The organism is Bradyrhizobium sp. Crot121 (assembly GCF_059512385.1).
The window spans coordinates 35,922-52,766 of record NZ_JCAMOR010000056.1; the positions used below are offsets into that span (position 1 = coordinate 35,922).

Below are 16,845 nucleotides of genomic sequence, written 5' to 3' on the forward strand. Positions count from 1 at the left end.
AAATCGACCTCTCCCCGCTGGGGAGAGGTGAACCGAGCCCGCGGCTCCCTCAACGCGACTCGAGACAGGCCAGCATGGAGTTACGTTGCCACGGCACCATTGCCTGCCGTCTCCAGGCGGAAGGCGGCGGCGAAGAGGGCGCGGGTGTAGTTGCTCTTCGGGTTCTTGAACAGTTCGGAGGCCGGGCCCTCCTCCTCGACCTTGCCGGATTTCATCACGATCAGATGGCTGGCGAGCGACGCCACCACGCGCAGATCGTGCGAGATGAACATGTAGGTGAGGTCGCGCTTGCGCTGCAATTCGCGCAAGAGGTCGACCATCTGCGCCTGGAACAGCATGTCGAGCGCGCTGGTCGGCTCGTCGAGCACCACGAAATTCGGCTCCAGCACCACCGCGCGCGCGATCGAGATGCGCTGGCGCTGGCCGCCGGAAAATTCATGCGGATAGCGGAAGCGCCAATCCGGCTTGAGGCCGACATCCGTCAGTGCCTTGATCACCCGCGCCTCGCGCTCCTCGGCCGACAACTGGCGCTGATGAACGGTCAACCCTTCGGCCACGATGTCGCCGACCGACATGCGCGGGCTCAGCGCGCCGAACGGATCCTGGAACACGATCTGCATGTCGCGGCGGAACGGCCGCATCTGCTTGAAGCGCAGGCCCTGGATGTTGCTACCCAAGAATACGATCGGCCCGTCGGAGGAGATCAATCGCAGCAGCGCGAGCCCGAGCGTGGTCTTGCCGGAGCCGGATTCGCCGACCACGCCGAGCGTCTCGCCCTTGCGCACGGCGATGCTGACGCCGTCGACCGCCTTGATATGACCGACAGTCGAGCGCAGCAATCCGCGCTTGATCGGGAACCAGACCTTCAGATTATCCGCCGACATCACCACCGGCTGGTCCGGGCGCGGCGGCGCCGGATCGGGCTTCGGCTCCGCGGCGAGGAGATCGCGGGTGTAAGGATGCTTCGGCGCGGTGAAGACCTGCTCGACCGGACCATGCTCGACGATCTTGCCGCCATTCATGACGCAGACGGTATCGGCGATCCGGCGGACGATGCCGAGATCATGGGTGATGAACAGCATGCTCATGCCGAGCCGGGTGCGGATTTCGGCCAGCAGCGCCAGGATCTGCGCCTGCACGGTGACGTCGAGCGCCGTCGTCGGCTCGTCCGCGATCAGAAGGTCGGGCTCGTTGGCGAGCGCCATCGCGATCATCACGCGCTGGCGCTGGCCGCCGGAGAGCTGATGCGGATAGCTCTGCAGCCGCGTCTCCGGCTCGGGAATGCCGACCTGCGTCAGGAGCTCGATGGTGCGCGCCCGCGCCGCCGCGCCGCGCACACCGCTGTGCAGCGACAGGATCTCGCCGATCTGCGACTCGATGGTGTGCAGCGGATTGAGCGAGGTCATCGGCTCCTGGAAGATGATCGAGATGTCGTTGCCGCGCATCTCGCGCATCTCGCGCTCCGAGGCGGTAAGAAGGTCGCGCCCCTTGAACCGGACGCTGCCGGAAGGATGGGACGCGGCCGGATAGGGTAACAGCCTCAGGACCGACAATGCGCTGACGGATTTGCCCGAGCCGGATTCGCCGACCAGCGCGACGCATTCGCCGCGCTTGATCGAGAACGAAACATGGTCGACCGCGATCGACGGGCCGAAGGCGACCGAGAGGTCGCGGACATCGAGCAGCGGCTGGTTGATGGCGTCCATGATGCGGCCCTCTACCTGAACGTCTTGCGCGGGTCGAAGGCGTCACGCGCGGCCTCGCCGATGAAGATCAGCAGCGAGAGCATGATCGCGACCGAGAAGAAGCCGGTGAAGCCGAGCCACGGCGCCTGCACATTGGCCTTGCCTTGCGCCAGCAATTCACCGAGCGAAGGCGAGCCCGGCGGCAAGCCAAATCCTAAGAAGTCCAGCGCGGTCAGCGTCATCACCGAGGACGAGACGATGAACGGCAGGAAGGTCATGGTCGCCACCATCGCGTTCGGCAACAGGTGGCGGAACATGATCACCGCATTGGAGACGCCGAGCGCGCGCGCCGCCTGGATGTACTCGAAATTGCGCCCGCGCAAAAATTCCGCGCGCACCAGGCCGACCAGCGACACCCAGGAGAACAACAGGAGAATGCCGAGCAGGATGAAGAAGCCCGGTGGCAGCACCGCCGAGATGATCAGCAGCAGATAGAGCGAGGGGATCGCGGTCCAGACCTCGATCAGGCGCTGGAACGTCAGATCGATCCAGCCGCCGAAATAGCCCTGCACGCCGCCGGCGGCGACGCCGATGATCGAGGACAGGATGGTCAGCGTCAGGCCGAACAGCACCGAAATCCGGAAACCATAGATCAGGCGTGCCACCACGTCGCGGCCCTGGTCGTCGGTGCCAAGCCAGTTGTATTCAAGGTCGCGGCAGCCGCTGAGCTGCTTCCTCTCGACCACCTCCTTGCACTGCGCTTCGGTCAGGAGCCAGGTCGGCTTCGACGGCGCCGGCGTCGGCAGATCGAGATTGTGGGTGTCGTAGGAATAGCGGATTGGCGGCCAGATGATGGTGCCGCCCTTGGCCGCGATCTGCTTCTGCAAATAGGGATCGCGGTAATCCGCCGTGGTCTCGAAATCGCCGCCGAACGTCGTCTCCGCATAATTGAAGAGCACCGGCCAATAGAGCCGACCGTCATAGCGGACCATCAGCGGGCGATCATTGGCGATGAAATTGGCGAACAGCGAGATCACGAACAGCGCGAGGAAGATCCAGAACGACCAGTAGCCTCGGCGGTTGGCCTTGAAGTTCTGCCAGCGGCGCTTGTTAAGCGGCGACGGCTCGAAGGGATGGCGGCTCGGCGGCACGGCTTCGCCGAGCGGCGACTGCGTCGTGGTCTCGACCGGCTGGGGCGCAAGCATCGTCATCAGACTTCCCTCGCCTCGAAATCGATCCTTGGATCGATCCACATGTAAGCGAGATCGGAGATCAGGTTCACGACCAGACCGACCAGCGAAAAGATGAACAGCGTGCCGAACACGACAGGATAGTCGCGGTTCAGCACGCTCTCGAAGCCGAGCAGGCCGAGCCCGTCGAGCGAGAAGATGGTCTCGATCAAAAGCGAGCCGGAGAAGAAGGCGTGGATGAACGCGCTCGGAAAACCCGCGATCACGATCAGCATCGCATTACGGAAGATGTGGCCGTACAGCACCTGCCGCTCACTGCAGCCCTTGGCGCGCGCGGTCATGACATATTGCTTGCGGATCTCATCCAGGAACGAGTTCTTGGTCAGCAGCGTCATGGTGGCAAACGCCCCCAGCGCCATCGAGATCAAGGGCAGCGTGATGTGCCAGAAATAGTCGATGATTTTCCAGTACCAGGGGAACTGCGACCAGCCGTCCGAGGTCAGCCCGCGCAGCGGGAACAGGTTGAAGAACGAGCCGCCGGCGAACAGGATGATCAGCAGGATCGCGAACAGGAAGCCGGGAATCGCAAAACCGATGATGACCACCGCCGAGGTCCAGGTGTCGAACCGCGAGCCGTCATGCACGGCCTTACGGATCCCGAGCGGGATCGAGATCAGGTAGGTCAGCAGCGTCATCCAGATGCCGAGCGACATCGACACCGGCAGCTTCTCCTTGATCAGCTGGATCACGCTGACGTCGCGGAAATAGCTCTTGCCGAAATCGAAGCGGGCGAAGTTCCACACCATCAGCAGGAAGCGCTCGGGCGCCGGCTTGTCGAAGCCGAACTGCTTTTCGAGATTCTTGATGAAGGCCGGATCGAGGCCCTGCGCACCGCGGTACTTCGAACTCACCGCATCCGCCGAGGCGCCGCCCGGCGCACGCGCGGCAAAATCACCGCCGGAAGACCCCGAGACTCGCGAGGAGCCGCCGGTATCGGCGCCGGAGAGCTGGGCCAGCACACGCTCGACCGGTCCGCCCGGCGCGAACTGCACGACCACGAAAGACACGAAGAGGATGCCGAGCAGCGTCGGCACCATCAGGAGAATGCGGCGGGCGATATAGGCGCTCATGTCTTACTTCGGCTGTTCGGCGTTACCGGCCTTGGCCGGGTCGGCCCACCAGTTATCCGGCGCTCCCACGCCTTGTGCATAGCGCGCCGGCTTCGGCGGATGGGCGAACAGATCCCAATAGGCCACCTTGTGCGTGTTGGCGTACCACTGCGGCACCCAATAGCGCCCGGCACGGAACACGCGGTCGAAGGCGCGGCAGGCGGTGGTCAGTTCCGCCCTGGTCTCGGCGGCGATGATCTTCTCGACCAGCGCATCGATCACAGGGCTGGAAATGCCTGCGAGGTTATAGGAGCCTTTGGTGCTGGCAGCCTGCGACGAAAAGAACGCCCGCATGACATCGCCCGGGGTCGCCGACATCGAGAAGCGCTGGATGGTCATGTCGAAATCGAAATCCTCCAGCCGCGCGCGATACTGCACGGCATCGATCAGCCGGAAGGTGGCGTCGATGCCGAGCACGCCAAGGTTCTTGATGTAGGGCCCGTGATGTGGCTGGATCGAGGCTTCGTCATTGAGGAATTCGATGGTGAAGGGCTCACCGTTCGGCAGCAACCGCTTGCCGTCCTTGACGACACAGCCGGCGTCGCTCAGCAGTTGCGCCGCCTTGCGCAATAGCGCCCTGTCCTGCCCCGAACCATCAGACACCGGCGGCACGAAGGGCATGCCAAACACCTCGTCCGGCACCTGCCCGCGGAACGGCTCCAGCAACGCCAGCTCTTCCGGCGACGGCGGGCCGGACACCATCATGTCCGAATTCTGGAATGGCGAATGGGTGCGCGCATAGGCGCCGTACATGATGGTCTTGTTGGTCCACTCGAAATCGAAGGCATAGATCAGCGCCTCGCGGACGCGCGGATCTTTGAACTTGTCGCGGCGCATGTTGATGAACCAGCCCTGCGCGCCCGACGGCGTCTCGTCCGGCAACAGCTCGCGCTTGACGCGGCCGTCCTTGATCGCAGGAAAATCATAGCGCGTTGCCCAGATGCGCGCGGTGAGCTCCTCGCGGTAGAGATAGTTCTTGCCCGTGAAGCCTTCGAAGGCGACGTCGCGGTCGCGATAGAACTCGTAGCGGACGGTATCGAAATTGAAGCTGCCGCGGCAGACCGGAAGATCGGCAGCCCACCAGTCCTTGACGCGGTCATATTCGATGAAGCGGTTGACCTCGAAGCGGCCAACCTTGTACGGCCCCGAGCCGAGGGGCGTATCGAGCGTCGATTCCTCGAACGGCCGGTTGGCATAGTAGGCCTTCGAGAAGATCGGCAGGCTCGCAACATAGAGCGGCACATCGCGCGCGCGCTTCGGCGCGAAGCTGACGACGACGGTGGCATCGTCGGGCGCCTCGGCCTTGATGAAGTCGCGGAGCTGAACCAGGATCATCGGGTGACCCTTCTCCTTCAGCGTGTTCAGCGAGAAGGCGACGTCCTGCGCCGTCAGCTTCGAGCCGTCGTGAAACCGCGCCTCGGGCCGCATCGTGAAAGTATAGGTGAGCTTGTCGGGCGAAATCCGCACCGACTTCGCCGCGAACCCATACATCGCATCGGGCTCGTCGTTGGCGCGCCCCATCAACGTCGCGAACGTCATGTCCATGCCCTGCGCGCCCTCCCCCTTGAGGATGTAGGCGTTGAGCGAATTGAACGTGAAATAGGACTGATTGTAGGCGCGGACCGACGGGATCAGCGAGAACGTGCCGCCCTTGGGGGCATTCACGTTGACATAGTCGAAATGGTGGAAGTCGGCGGGATATTTCAAGTCGCCGAACGCCGACATGCCGTGCATGTCGACGCCGTTATCGGCGGCTGCCGGACGAAGCCGCGTCGCGCATAGCGCACCGATACCGAAGCCGAGCGCGTGCCGACGGGTGAATAGCGCCATGCGCGAAAAATCCCTCAAGACCGTTTGCCGATCCGGTTCGCCCTCTCCGCGTCGTACCACCACAACGAGGGCAGGCCGGAGCGCGCGTATTTCGGCAGTTCCGCATGGCCGAAGCGATCCCAGAGCGCATAGCGCGCGTAGGGATAGCCGAACTGCGGCACCACGTAGAAATTCCAGAGCAGCACCCGGTCCAGCGCCTTGGTCGCGGCGACGAGGCTAGCCCGGTCCTTGGCGAAGATGACCTTCTCGATCAACGCATCCACTGCCGGGTTCTTGATGCCGATGGTATTCTTGGATCCCTGCTGATCCGCGGCCTGCGACCCCCAGAATTCGCGCTGCTCATTGCCGGGCGAGAGCGACTGGCCCCAGAGGTCGGTGATGATGTCGAAATCGAAACTGCGGATGCGGTTCTCGTACTGCACGTCGTCGACGACGCGGATCGAGGTCGTGACGCCGATGCGTTCCAGCGACGGCTTGAAGAACAGCGCGATCCGCTCCGAGGAAGGATCCTGCACCAGGATCTCCACGCTCACCGGCTTGCCCGACGGATCGACCAGCTTGCGCTCGCGCACCTCGAAGCCGGCTTCCTTCAACAGCCTGGTCGCCTCGCGCAAATTGGCGCGCACCGCTTCGGGATTGCCACCGACAGGGTTCGTGTACGGCGTCGTGAAGACTTCCGGCGGCACCTTGTCACGCACGGTCTCGAGGAGTTCGAGCTCCTGCCCCTGCGGCAAGCCGGACGAAGCCAATTCCGTACCCTCGAAATAGCTGTTGATGCGCTTGTACTGACCATAGAAGAGCTGCTTGTTCATCTCCTCGAAATCGAACGCAAAGTTGAATGCGCGCCGGAGGCGGGCGTCCTTGAATTGATCGCGGCGCAGGTTGAGCACGAAGCCCTGCATGCGACCGGAATCGTTGATCGGAAATTCCTGCTTGACGACGCGCTTCTCGGTTACGGCCGGGAAGTCGTACGCGGTCGCCCACTGCTTCGCCGAGTTCTCGGTGATCCAGTCCGCCTGGTCGGCCTTGAAAGCTTCGAGCGCGACGACGTTGTCGCGGAAGAATTCGAAACGCAGCTCGTCGAAATTGTTCTGGCCGACCTGGACCGGCAACTTGGCGCCCCAATAGTCCTTCACGCGCTCGAGCCGGACGGAACGGCCGGCGACGAAATCGGCGATCCGGTAAGCGCCCGAACCGAGCGGCTTCTCCAACGTGGTCGCGGAAATATCGCGCTTGCGGCCCTGGCTGTCCGTGCCTTCCCAGTAATGCTTCGGCAGCACCAGCAGTTCGCCGACAATGTGCGGCAGTTCGCGATTGCCGGGAGTGTCGAAGGTGAATTTGATGTCGCGCTCGCCGCTCTTTTCGGCCTTTACCACGTGCCGGTAGTAGGACGAATAGAACGGGCTTTGCTTCTTCAACGTCTCGAGCGAGAAGATGACGTCTTCCGGCGTCACCGGCTTGCCGTCGTGCCAGCGTGCCTCCTTGCGCAGCCGGTAGATCACCCAGCTGTAGTCGTCGGGATGGGCCGCGCTTTCGGCGAGCAGGCCGTATTCGGTCGCGATCTCGTCCTGCGAGCGCGACATCAGCGTCTCATAGATCATGATCGCGGCCGGTGCGATCGAACCTTTCACGCCCATCACCGCGACGTTGAAGTTGTCGAATGTGCCGAGCGAGATAATCCGCGCGACGCCGCCTTTCGGTGCATCCGGATTGACGTAGTCGAAACGCTGGAAGCCGGCCGGATATTTGATATCGCCGAACAGCGACAGCGCGTGGCGCCACGCTGGCTCGCTGCCTCCCGGGTCCGCCTGCGCGCTCGACATCACCGGGATGCCGGCTGCCACGCCCATGATGGGGGTCAGCGCGGCCACCGCGCCGGTCTGCAGAAGGTGTCGTCGGGTAATGGCCAAAGGGAGCTTCCTGTCGTGAACCGGGGTTACGCACTAAGTGCGTAATATAGGGCAAGGTTTCGGCGGATTATGTTGCTTTTTCCTCATCTTGGAAGCCTGGGGGCCATCACGTCTGCGGCGAAACGTCCCGCTGACAAAGATGCGACCCATACGGAAACGGCCAGGCAATGCCTGGCCGTTCCGATTGAATCCATGAGGGAAATGCTATTTCTGCGCGGTCGGCAGCGGCTGGGGGTGATCCGACAGCGAGTTCAGGTAGGCGATCACGTCTGCGCGCTCGCTGTCCTTCGGAATACCGGCGAAACCCATCGCGGTGCCCGGGATGAAACCCTTCGGGTTGGTGAGGAACTTGTTGAGGTCGTCGAAGGTCCAGGTGCCCCCCTTGGCCTTCATCGCGGCCGAGAAGTTGAACCCGCGTCCCTCGCCCCTCGGCTCGCCGACGATGCCAAAGAGATTCGGACCGACCCGGTTCGGACCGCCCTTCTCGAAGGTATGGCAGGCCGCGCACTTCTTGGCGGCCGCGGCGCCCTTTTCCACAGAAGCGGTCTGCAGCAGTTTCTCGATCGGCTCGGACGGTGCGGCGGCTTCCGCCGGTCCGCCCTTGCTCTCCTCTTTCACGGCGATCTCGAAACCGGGCTTCTCCAGCGGCTTGGGCGTGAACACCGCCTGCGCGGCAAAGCTCGTCACCAGGATAATGAGGCAGGTGCCGAGAATCGCACCCAGAATCTTGTTGAGTTCGAAGGAGTCCATTTCGGATCAGGCTCCAGGCCGAAAATGTCGACTTCAGGCGGGCCGAACGGCCGCGGGGGTGAGCCTCGGAATCAGCCCTCGTCGCGCCTCCCCCGAGCAGAGTGGAGATATCGGTTTGCCTGCGCTCTGGCAACCCGTATAAACGCGCCGACTTTCGTCCCGTCCCCACCCTGTTTCCTGCCTCCGGCAGGGTTTCGATACGATGGCTGACTCGCGGATTTTGGTGCTGATTCCCGCCCGCATGGCGGCCACGAGGCTGCCGGGCAAGCCGCTCCTCGACATTGCCGGCCAGCCGATGATTGTCCACGTATTGCGCCGGGCGATCGAGGCTAACATCGGCCGGGTCGCGGTTGCGACCGATACGCCGGAGATCGCCGCGGCCGTCAAATTGGCCGGCGGCGAGGTGGTGATGACCCGGGCCGATCACCCCTCCGGCTCCGACCGCATTTTTGAGGCCGCGACCACGCTCGATCCGCAAGGCCAAGCCGCCATCGTGGTCAATCTGCAGGGCGATTTCCCGACCATCACGCCCGACACGATCCGCGCCGTGCTGCCGCCGCTCGACGACGGCGCAGTCGATATCGCCACCCTCGCCTCCGAGATCCACACCGAAGAGGAAAGCCTCAATCCGAACGTGGTGAAGGCGGTCGGCTCGCCGATCACGGCAGGGCGGCTCCGCGCGCTCTATTTCACTCGCGCCACCGCGCCATTCGGCGACGGGCCGCGCTACCACCATATCGGTCTCTACGCCTATCGCCGCGCCGCGCTGGGGCGCTTCGTGCGGCTGCCGCCCTCGCCCCTGGAACAGCAGGAGAAACTCGAGCAGCTCCGCGCGCTGGAGGCCGGGATGCGGATCGACGTCACCATTGTCGACACCGTGCCGCGCGGCGTCGACACCCCGGCCGACCTCGAAACCGCCCGGCGCATACTGGCGAAAACCTGAACCGCTGCTAAAACCCCCGCCATGACCAAGAAGCTGAAAATCGCCTTTCAGGGCGAGTCCGGAGCCAATTCCCACATCGCGATCGTCGAGGCCTATCCCGACGCCGAGCCGATGCCGTGCGCGACCTTCGAGGACGCGCTGTCGGCGATTTCCTCCGGCGAGGCCGATCTCGGCATGATTCCGATCGAGAACTCGGTTGCCGGCCGCGTCGCCGACATCCACCATCTGTTGCCGGCCTCGGGCCTGTTCATCGTCGGCGAATGGTTCCTGCCGGTCCGGCATCAGTTGATGGCGGTGAAGGGGGCGAAGCTCGGCGACATCAGGAGCGTGGAGAGCCATGTGCACGCGCTTGGCCAGTGCCGGCGCATCATCCGCAAGCTCGGCGTCAGGCCGATCGTCGCCGGCGATACCGCAGGCAGCGCGCGCGACATCTCCGAACGCGGCGACAAGAGCGTCGCCGCCATCGCCTCGCGCCTTGCCGCCGACATTTACGGCCTTGATATCCTCGCCGAGGACATTGAGGACGAAGCCCACAACACCACCCGCTTCGTGGTGCTGGCACGCGAAGCCAAATGGGCCGAGCAGGATTCAGGCCCCCTAGTCACCACATTTGTTTTCCGGGTGCGCAATTTACCCGCCGCGCTCTACAAGGCGCTCGGCGGCTTTGCCACCAACGGCGTCAACATGACCAAGCTCGAAAGCTACATGGTCGACGGCAATTTCTTCGCGACGCAATTTTATGCCGACGTCGACGGCCATCCCTACGACCGCGGACTGGCTTTTGCGCTGGAAGAGCTGAAATTCTTCTCCCGCGAATTCCGCATCGTGGGCGTCTATCCCGCCCACCCCTTCCGCGCGACCTTCAGCGAAAAAGCGGACTAAGGGGCCTGTCATTCCGGGGCGATGCGCCAGCATCGAGCCCGGAATCCATTTCTCCGCTTGTGTGAGCCTCCCGATGGATTCCGGGTTCACGCTTCGCGTGCCCCGGAATGACGGCGTGTAAGGTCAGGCGGCCTCCTTCTTCCCACGCCCGAACGCGTCCGCCAGCAGGCTGTATGACTTCTTCCGCGCCTCGTGATCGAACACCGCGGTGATGATCATCAGCTCATCCGCCTCGGTGGCCGCGATCAGCGGCTGCAATTTTGCCATCACCGTCGCCGGGCTGCCGACGAAGAAACGCGCGCGGTTCCGCGGGATGGAAGCGCGCTCGGCGTCCGTATAGGGATAGGCCAGCGCCTCCTCGACGCTCGGCAGCGGCAGATACTGGCCGCGGTCCCGGCGCAGGCGGTTGAGGTCCATCGACAGCGCCAGCTTTTCCGCCTCTTCATCGGTCTCGGCCGCCACCGCCGCCACTGCGAGGATCGCATATGGCGTCTGGCGCCAGGGCGACGGCTTGAAATGCGCGCGGTAGTTTGTCATCGCATCGACCGCGTCATGGGTCGCGAAATGATGCGCGAAGCCGAAGCCCATGCCGACCTGCGCGGCGAGTTCGGACGAATAGCCGCTGGAGCCGAGCAGCCAGATCGGCGGCAGCGGCGAATCGTCGGGCATCGCCACCACATTGTTGAAGGGATGGCCGGGCGGGAAATCCCGCGTCTCCCACAGCGTCAATTCATGCAGCCGCTCCAGGAAATCGTCGCCCTCGCGGCGGTCGAGCCGGCTCCGCAGCGCATAGGCGGTGGCGCCGTCGGTGCCGGGCGCCCGCCCGAGGCCCAGATCGATGCGACCGGGGAACAGCGCCTCCAGCATCTTGAAGCGCTCGGCGACCACCAGCGGCGCGTGGTTGGGCAACATCACGCCGCCGGAACCGACGCGGATGTTCCTGGTGACGGCAGCGATCTGCCCAATCATCAGATCCGGCGCGGGGCTCGCGACGGAGGCAAGGTTGTGGTGCTCGGCGAGCCAGTACCTGATATAGCCGAGCCCATCGACGTGGCGCGCCAGATCGATGCTGTTGCGCAGCGCCGCGGCGGGCTTTGTGGCTGTGGTGACGACCGAGAGGTCCAGGACCGAAAGCGGGATCATCGCACCAAGCTAGGGCGACACATTGAAACCACAAAGCCCCTCCGCGTGCAGATCAGCTCCGCGACACTTTGAACCTGACGCCGATCGAGAGTGGGACAAAATATCGTTAACCCGCAATAATTCACCTTTGCCCACACCGGAGGAGGGAACTGACTTTCCCATGAACTACAGAATATGGCTATAATTTCCGGATTTTCGCGATAAGCCGCGAAACTCATAGTTTTGCCCATTACGAATTTAGGTTGCCATCGAGAGCTAGCAGATTCATCAAAAGTGGGCAAAATCCCATTATCGATGGGCTGTTTGGGCGACCCGCTTTGCCCTATCTTACCTGCTCGACCGCCCAGCCTGTCGCCGATTGTTCCGTGGAGCTTGTGAGAGCCATGACCGAGGTTGCTGCCCCGCCGTTCAGGACTCCCGCCATTTCCTTCGAGTTCTTCCCGCCGAAGACCGAGGAGATGGAGCGTAACCTGTGGGACACGATCAACCGGCTGGCGCCGCTGTCGCCCACCTTCGTCTCGGTGACCTATGGCGCCGGCGGATCGACTCGCGAGCGCACCCATTCGACCATCGCGCGCATCCTGAACGAAACTAGCCTGTTGCCGGCCGCGCATCTGACCTGCGTAAGCGCCTCCCGCGGCGAGATCGACGAGATTGTCGACCGCTATCACGAGGTCGGCGTCCGCCACATCGTGGCGCTGCGCGGCGACCCGCCGGGCGGCATCGGCACGCCCTATTACACGCATCCGGACGGCTACCAGAGCTCGCCGGAGCTGGTCGCCGGCATCAAGAAGCGTCATCCCGATATCGAGGTGTCGGTCTCGGCCTACCCAGAAAAACATCCGGAGAGCGCGAACTTCGATGCCGATATCGACACGCTGAAGGCCAAGGTCGATGCCGGCGCCACGCGCGCCATCACCCAGGTGTTCTTCGACAACGATCTCTACTTCCGCTACCTCGACCGGGTGCGGGCCCGCGGCATCGAGATCCCGATCGTGCCGGGCATCATGCCGATGCACAATTTCAAGCAGGCCCGCAATTTCGTCACCCGCGCCGGCACCACGGTGCCGGACTGGTTCGCCGCGAAATTCGACGGCCTCGATGATGATGCCGAGACCCGCAAACTGGTGGCGGCTACGGTTGCCGCCGGCCAGGTGCAGAAGCTCGCAAAACACGGCGTCGACACCTTCCATTTCTACACCATGAACCGCGCCGATCTCGTGTTCGCGATCAGCCATCTGCTCGGCATCCGTCCGAACGGCGCCAAGAAAGCCGCTTGAAAAAAGCTGCTTGAAGAAAGCTGCCTGATCAAATGACCGTACCCGTCTCTCCCAAGCGTACCGCCCTCATCGCCGCCGCGCGCGAGCGCATCCTCGTGCTTGACGGCGCCATGGGCACCATGATCCAGGGCCTGCAATTCGACGAGGCCGCCTTCCGTGGCGAGCGCTTCAAGGATTTCCACCGCGACATCAGGGGCAACAACGACGTCCTGATCCTGACGCAAGCGCAGGCGATCGAGGACATCCACGCCGCCTATCTGCGCGCCGGCGCCGACATCGTCGCGACCAACACCTTCTCCTCGACCTCGATCGCGCAAGCCGACTACGACATGTCGGATCTCGCCTATGAGCTCAACCGCGAGGGCGCAAGGCTCGCGCGCGCCGCCGCCGAGAAGGTCAGTGCCGAGGACGGCAGGCCGCGCTTCGTCGCAGGCGCCCTGGGGCCCACCAACCGCACCGCCTCGATCTCGCCGGACGTCTCCAATCCCGGCTACCGTGCGGTGACGTTCGACGACCTGCGCAAGGCCTATGGCGAGCAGATCAACGGCCTGCTGGACGGCGGCGCCGATCTTCTCCTGGTCGAAACCATCTTCGACACGCTCAATGCCAAGGCCGCGCTGTATGCGATCTCCGAGATTACGGAAGAGCGCGGCATCGACGTGCCCGTGATGATCTCGGGCACCATCACCGACAAGTCCGGCCGCCTGCTTTCGGGGCAATTGCCGGAGGCGTTCTGGAATTCGGTGCGGCATGCCAAGCCGATCACGATCGGCTTCAACTGCGCGCTCGGCGCGGAGGACCTGCGCAGCCACATCGCAGACATCGGCCGCGTCGCCGATACGCTCGTCTGCGCCTATCCGAACGCCGGCCTGCCCAACGAATTCGGGCAGTACGACGAGACGCCGGACTATATGGCGCGGCTGATCGGCGAGTTCGCAGCAGCAGGCCTCGTCAACATCGTCGGCGGCTGCTGCGGCACCACGCCGGACCATATCGCCGCGATTGCCGCGGCGGTTGCGCCGCACAAGCCGCGCATTGTTCCTGAGATCGCGCCGCGTCTCCGGCTGTCAGGCCTCGAGCCGTTCGCGCTGACCGACGCCATTCCTTTCGTGAACATCGGCGAACGCACCAACGTGACGGGATCGGCGCGCTTCCGCAAGCTGATCACCGCGGGCGACTACACGGCCGCGCTGCAGGTGGCGCGTGACCAGGTCGAGAATGGCGCGCAGATCATCGACGTCAACATGGACGAGGGCCTGCTCGATTCCGAGAAGGCGATGGTGACGTTCCTCAACCTCGTCGCCGCCGAGCCCGACATCGCCCGCGTGCCTGTTATGGTCGATTCCTCGAAATTCGCCGTGATCGAGGCTGGCCTGAAATGCATCCAGGGCAAGCCGGTGGTGAACTCGATCTCGATGAAGGAGGGCGAGGAGAAGTTCATCCACGAGGCCACGATCGCCAAGCGTCATGGCGCAGCCGTCGTGGTGATGGCGTTCGACGAGACGGGACAAGCCGACACGTTCGCCCGCAAAACCGAGATCTGCAAGCGCGCTTACAATATCCTGGTGAACCGGCTCGATTTCCCGGCCGAGGACATCATCTTCGATCCCAACATCTTTGCGATCGCGACCGGGATCGAGGAGCACAACAATTACGGCGTCGATTTCATCGAGGCCACGCGCTGGATCCGCCAGAACCTGCCCGGCGCGCATATTTCCGGCGGCGTCTCCAATCTCTCGTTCTCGTTCCGCGGCAACGAGCCGGTGCGCGAGGCGATGCATTCGGTGTTCCTGTATCACGCCATCAAGGCCGGCATGGACATGGGCATCGTCAATGCCGGGCAGATGATCGTCTATGACGACATCGATCCCGAACTGCGGCAGGTGTGCGAGGACGTCATCCTCAACCGCGATCCCGGCGCTTCCGAGCGACTGCTGGCGCTCGCCGAAAAATTCCGCGGCAAGGAGAGGCAGAGCAAGGAAGCCGATCTCGCCTGGCGCGAATGGCCGGTCGAGAAGCGGCTCAGCCACGCACTGGTGCACGGCATCACCGAATTCATCGAGCAGGATACCGAGGAGGCCCGACAGGCATCTTCCCGTCCGCTCGACGTCATCGAGGGTCCCTTGATGGCCGGCATGAACGTGGTCGGCGATCTCTTCGGCGACGGCAAGATGTTCCTGCCGCAGGTGGTGAAGTCCGCGCGCGTGATGAAGCAGGCGGTCGCTTATCTGATGCCATTCATGGAGGAGGAGAAGGCCCGCAACCTCGCTAATGGCGTGGCCGGCGACGGCCGCAATGCCGCTGGCAAGATCGTGCTCGCCACCGTGAAGGGCGACGTCCACGACATCGGCAAGAACATCGTCGGCATCGTGCTGCAATGTAACAATTTCGAGGTCATCGACCTCGGCGTGATGGTGCCGGCGGCAAAGATCATCGAGACGGCAAAGGCCGAAGGCGCTGATATCATCGGCCTCTCCGGCCTGATCACGCCCTCGCTCGACGAGATGAGCTTTCTCGCCGGCGAGCTGGAGCGCGAGGGCCTGAACCTGCCGCTCCTGATCGGCGGCGCCACCACCAGCCGCGTCCATACCGCCGTGAAGATCGATCCGAACTATCCGGGCGGACCAGTCGTCCACGTCAATGACGCCAGCCGCGCGGTCGGCGTCGCCTCCTCGCTGCTCTCGCCCGAGAAGCGCGAGGCCTATGCCGCCGATATCCGCGCCGAATACGCAAAGATCTCCGCGGCACATTTCCGAGCGCAGCAGGACAAGAAACGGCTGAAGCTTGCGGATGCCCGCGCCAATGGCGTCAAGATCGATTTCGCCAAGACGCCGCCGAAGCAGCCGGCCTTCTTCGGCATCAAGAGCTTCGATGCCTACGATCTGGCGGAACTGGCAAGATACATCGACTGGACGCCGTTCTTCCAGACCTGGGAATTGACCGGGCGCTTCCCGGCCATCCTCGACGATCCGAAGGTCGGCGAGGTCGCGCGCTCGCTCTATGATGATGCGCAGAAGATGCTTGAGCGCATCATCGCGGAGAAATGGTTCACGGCGCGCGCCACCATCGGCTTCTGGCCCGCCAATGCCGAAGGCGACGACATCGCCGTCTATGCCGACGAGACGCGCAAGAAGAAGATCGCGACCTTCCACACGCTTCGCCAGCAGCTCGAGAAGCGCGAAGGCCGCTTCAACGCCGCGCTGTCGGACTTCATCGCGCCAATATCGTCGGGCGTACCTGACTATATCGGCGGCTTCGTCGTCACCGCGGGTATCGGCGAGGACGCGGTCGCCGACCGCTTCAAGAACGCCAATGACGATTATTCCTCGATCCTGTGCAAGGCGCTGGCCGATCGCCTCGCCGAAGCTTTCGCCGAGCGCATGCACCAGCGCGTGCGCAAGGAGTTCTGGGGCTACGCGCCCGACGAGGCGTTCTCGTCGGACGAGTTGATCCTGGAGAAATATCAGGGCATCCGCCCGGCGCCCGGCTATCCCGCGCAGCCCGACCACACCGAGAAGGCGACGCTGTTCGCGCTGCTTGACGCCGAGAACACGGCCGGCGTGAAGCTGACGGAGAGCTTTGCGATGTGGCCGGGCTCCTCGGTCTCCGGCCTCTATTTCAGCCATCCCGAAAGCTTCTATTTCGGCGTCGGCAAGATCGAGCGCGACCAAGTCGAGGACTATGCCGCGCGCAAGGACATGGCGGTCGGTGAGATCGAACGCTGGCTCGCGCCCGTGCTGAACTACATCCCCTCGCAGAACGCGAAGCAGCCAACGCCCGCGCCCGCACCGGTCGCCACGCCCGCCAACGACGTCACCTCACACCCACCCGGTTGCACCTGCGCCGTCCATCTCGCCTGGCGCAAGAAAGCCGTCGGCGCGGGTTAGCGCGTTTTCGAGCGAAGTGGACATCGGTTCGCGCGAAGAAAACGCGTCAAAACTAGAATCTAGAGCTCCGATTCTGATTCCATCAGAACCGAAAATGCTCTAGAGCGTGATGAAGTTAGGTTCGTGCATATCCTGAGTTTGCCAAGTAGCTTGCGCATTCTTTGGGCGTGAAGAGC

At 63.5% G+C, this 16,845-nt stretch carries 11 protein-coding genes; 4 read left to right on the top strand and 7 right to left on the bottom strand.

Annotated features, from left to right (window positions below):
• Nucleotides 1–80: 80 nt before the first annotated feature.
• From AC5ZGW_RS33205 to AC5ZGW_RS33230, 6 genes are all read right to left on the bottom strand, one after another.
• A complete protein-coding gene (locus tag AC5ZGW_RS33205) occupies nucleotides 81–1,706 on the bottom strand; it encodes an ABC transporter ATP-binding protein (protein WP_130228510.1) in 1,626 nt (541 codons plus the stop codon).
• A gap of 11 nt (nucleotides 1,707–1,717) precedes the next feature.
• Nucleotides 1,718–2,896, bottom strand: a complete 1,179-nt coding sequence (locus tag AC5ZGW_RS33210; protein WP_130228509.1) for an ABC transporter permease — start codon at nucleotides 2,894–2,896, stop codon at nucleotides 1,718–1,720.
• Entirely contained in the window at nucleotides 2,896–4,005 is a 1,110-nt protein-coding gene (locus AC5ZGW_RS33215) for a microcin C ABC transporter permease YejB (RefSeq protein ID WP_130228508.1), read from the bottom strand. The genes AC5ZGW_RS33210 and AC5ZGW_RS33215 overlap by 1 nt, the downstream gene beginning before the upstream one ends.
• Before the next feature lie 3 nt (nucleotides 4,006–4,008).
• A complete protein-coding gene (locus AC5ZGW_RS33220; protein WP_165435428.1) occupies nucleotides 4,009–5,874 on the bottom strand; it encodes an extracellular solute-binding protein in 1,866 nt (621 codons plus the stop codon).
• A 14-nt stretch (nucleotides 5,875–5,888) separates the two neighbouring features.
• Nucleotides 5,889–7,784 (bottom strand): extracellular solute-binding protein, encoded by a 1,896-nt coding sequence (locus AC5ZGW_RS33225; protein ID WP_130228506.1) that lies wholly within the window; start codon nucleotides 7,782–7,784, stop codon nucleotides 5,889–5,891.
• Between the two features lie 204 nt (nucleotides 7,785–7,988).
• Nucleotides 7,989–8,534 carry a c-type cytochrome gene (locus AC5ZGW_RS33230; protein WP_130228505.1) on the bottom strand — a complete coding sequence of 182 codons (546 nt, stop codon included), beginning with the start codon at nucleotides 8,532–8,534 and terminating at the stop codon, nucleotides 7,989–7,991.
• A 202-nt stretch (nucleotides 8,535–8,736) separates the two neighbouring features.
• Between AC5ZGW_RS33230 and AC5ZGW_RS33235 the strand changes: the two genes are divergently transcribed.
• Nucleotides 8,737–9,477 (top strand): 3-deoxy-manno-octulosonate cytidylyltransferase, encoded by a 741-nt coding sequence (locus AC5ZGW_RS33235; protein WP_130228504.1) that lies wholly within the window; start codon nucleotides 8,737–8,739, stop codon nucleotides 9,475–9,477.
• A gap of 21 nt (nucleotides 9,478–9,498) precedes the next feature.
• The gene (locus AC5ZGW_RS33240) at nucleotides 9,499–10,359 is read left to right on the top strand and encodes a prephenate dehydratase (protein WP_130228503.1); all 861 of its coding nucleotides are present in this window, start codon (nucleotides 9,499–9,501) and stop codon (nucleotides 10,357–10,359) included.
• Nucleotides 10,360–10,482: 123 nt separating this feature from the next.
• On the opposite strand, the gene AC5ZGW_RS33245 is transcribed toward AC5ZGW_RS33240, so the two are convergent.
• On the bottom strand, nucleotides 10,483–11,502 hold the full coding sequence (locus AC5ZGW_RS33245; protein ID WP_130228502.1) for an LLM class flavin-dependent oxidoreductase: 1,020 nt from the start codon (nucleotides 11,500–11,502) through the stop codon (nucleotides 10,483–10,485).
• Nucleotides 11,503–11,885: 383 nt separating this feature from the next.
• On the opposite strand from AC5ZGW_RS33245, the gene metF reads away from it, so the two are divergent.
• Complete coding sequence (metF, locus tag AC5ZGW_RS33250; RefSeq protein ID WP_130228501.1) at nucleotides 11,886–12,782, top strand: methylenetetrahydrofolate reductase [NAD(P)H]; 897 nt, start codon at nucleotides 11,886–11,888, stop codon at nucleotides 12,780–12,782.
• Nucleotides 12,783–12,814: 32 nt separating this feature from the next.
• Nucleotides 12,815–16,669 (top strand): methionine synthase, encoded by a 3,855-nt coding sequence (gene metH, locus AC5ZGW_RS33255; RefSeq protein WP_130228500.1) that lies wholly within the window; start codon nucleotides 12,815–12,817, stop codon nucleotides 16,667–16,669.
• Nucleotides 16,670–16,845: the final 176 nt, after the last annotated feature.

What these genes read in the sequence shown, in the direction of transcription:
- AC5ZGW_RS33215 (WP_130228508.1), bottom strand. Translation starts at nt 4,005, where the DNA reads ATGAGCGCCTATATCGCCCGCCGCATTCTCCTGATGGTGCCGACGCTG.
- AC5ZGW_RS33245 (WP_130228502.1), bottom strand. Translation starts at nt 11,502, where the DNA reads ATGATCCCGCTTTCGGTCCTGGACCTCTCGGTCGTCACCACAGCCACA.
- AC5ZGW_RS33205 (WP_130228510.1), bottom strand. Translation starts at nt 1,706, where the DNA reads ATGGACGCCATCAACCAGCCGCTGCTCGATGTCCGCGACCTCTCGGTC.
- AC5ZGW_RS33230 (WP_130228505.1), bottom strand. Translation starts at nt 8,534, where the DNA reads ATGGACTCCTTCGAACTCAACAAGATTCTGGGTGCGATTCTCGGCACC.
- AC5ZGW_RS33240 (WP_130228503.1), top strand. Translation starts at nt 9,499, where the DNA reads ATGACCAAGAAGCTGAAAATCGCCTTTCAGGGCGAGTCCGGAGCCAAT.
- AC5ZGW_RS33235 (WP_130228504.1), top strand. Translation starts at nt 8,737, where the DNA reads ATGGCTGACTCGCGGATTTTGGTGCTGATTCCCGCCCGCATGGCGGCC.
- AC5ZGW_RS33220 (WP_165435428.1), bottom strand. Translation starts at nt 5,874, where the DNA reads ATGGCGCTATTCACCCGTCGGCACGCGCTCGGCTTCGGTATCGGTGCG.
- metH (WP_130228500.1), top strand. Translation starts at nt 12,815, where the DNA reads ATGACCGTACCCGTCTCTCCCAAGCGTACCGCCCTCATCGCCGCCGCG.
- metF (WP_130228501.1), top strand. Translation starts at nt 11,886, where the DNA reads ATGACCGAGGTTGCTGCCCCGCCGTTCAGGACTCCCGCCATTTCCTTC.
- AC5ZGW_RS33210 (WP_130228509.1), bottom strand. Translation starts at nt 2,896, where the DNA reads ATGACGATGCTTGCGCCCCAGCCGGTCGAGACCACGACGCAGTCGCCG.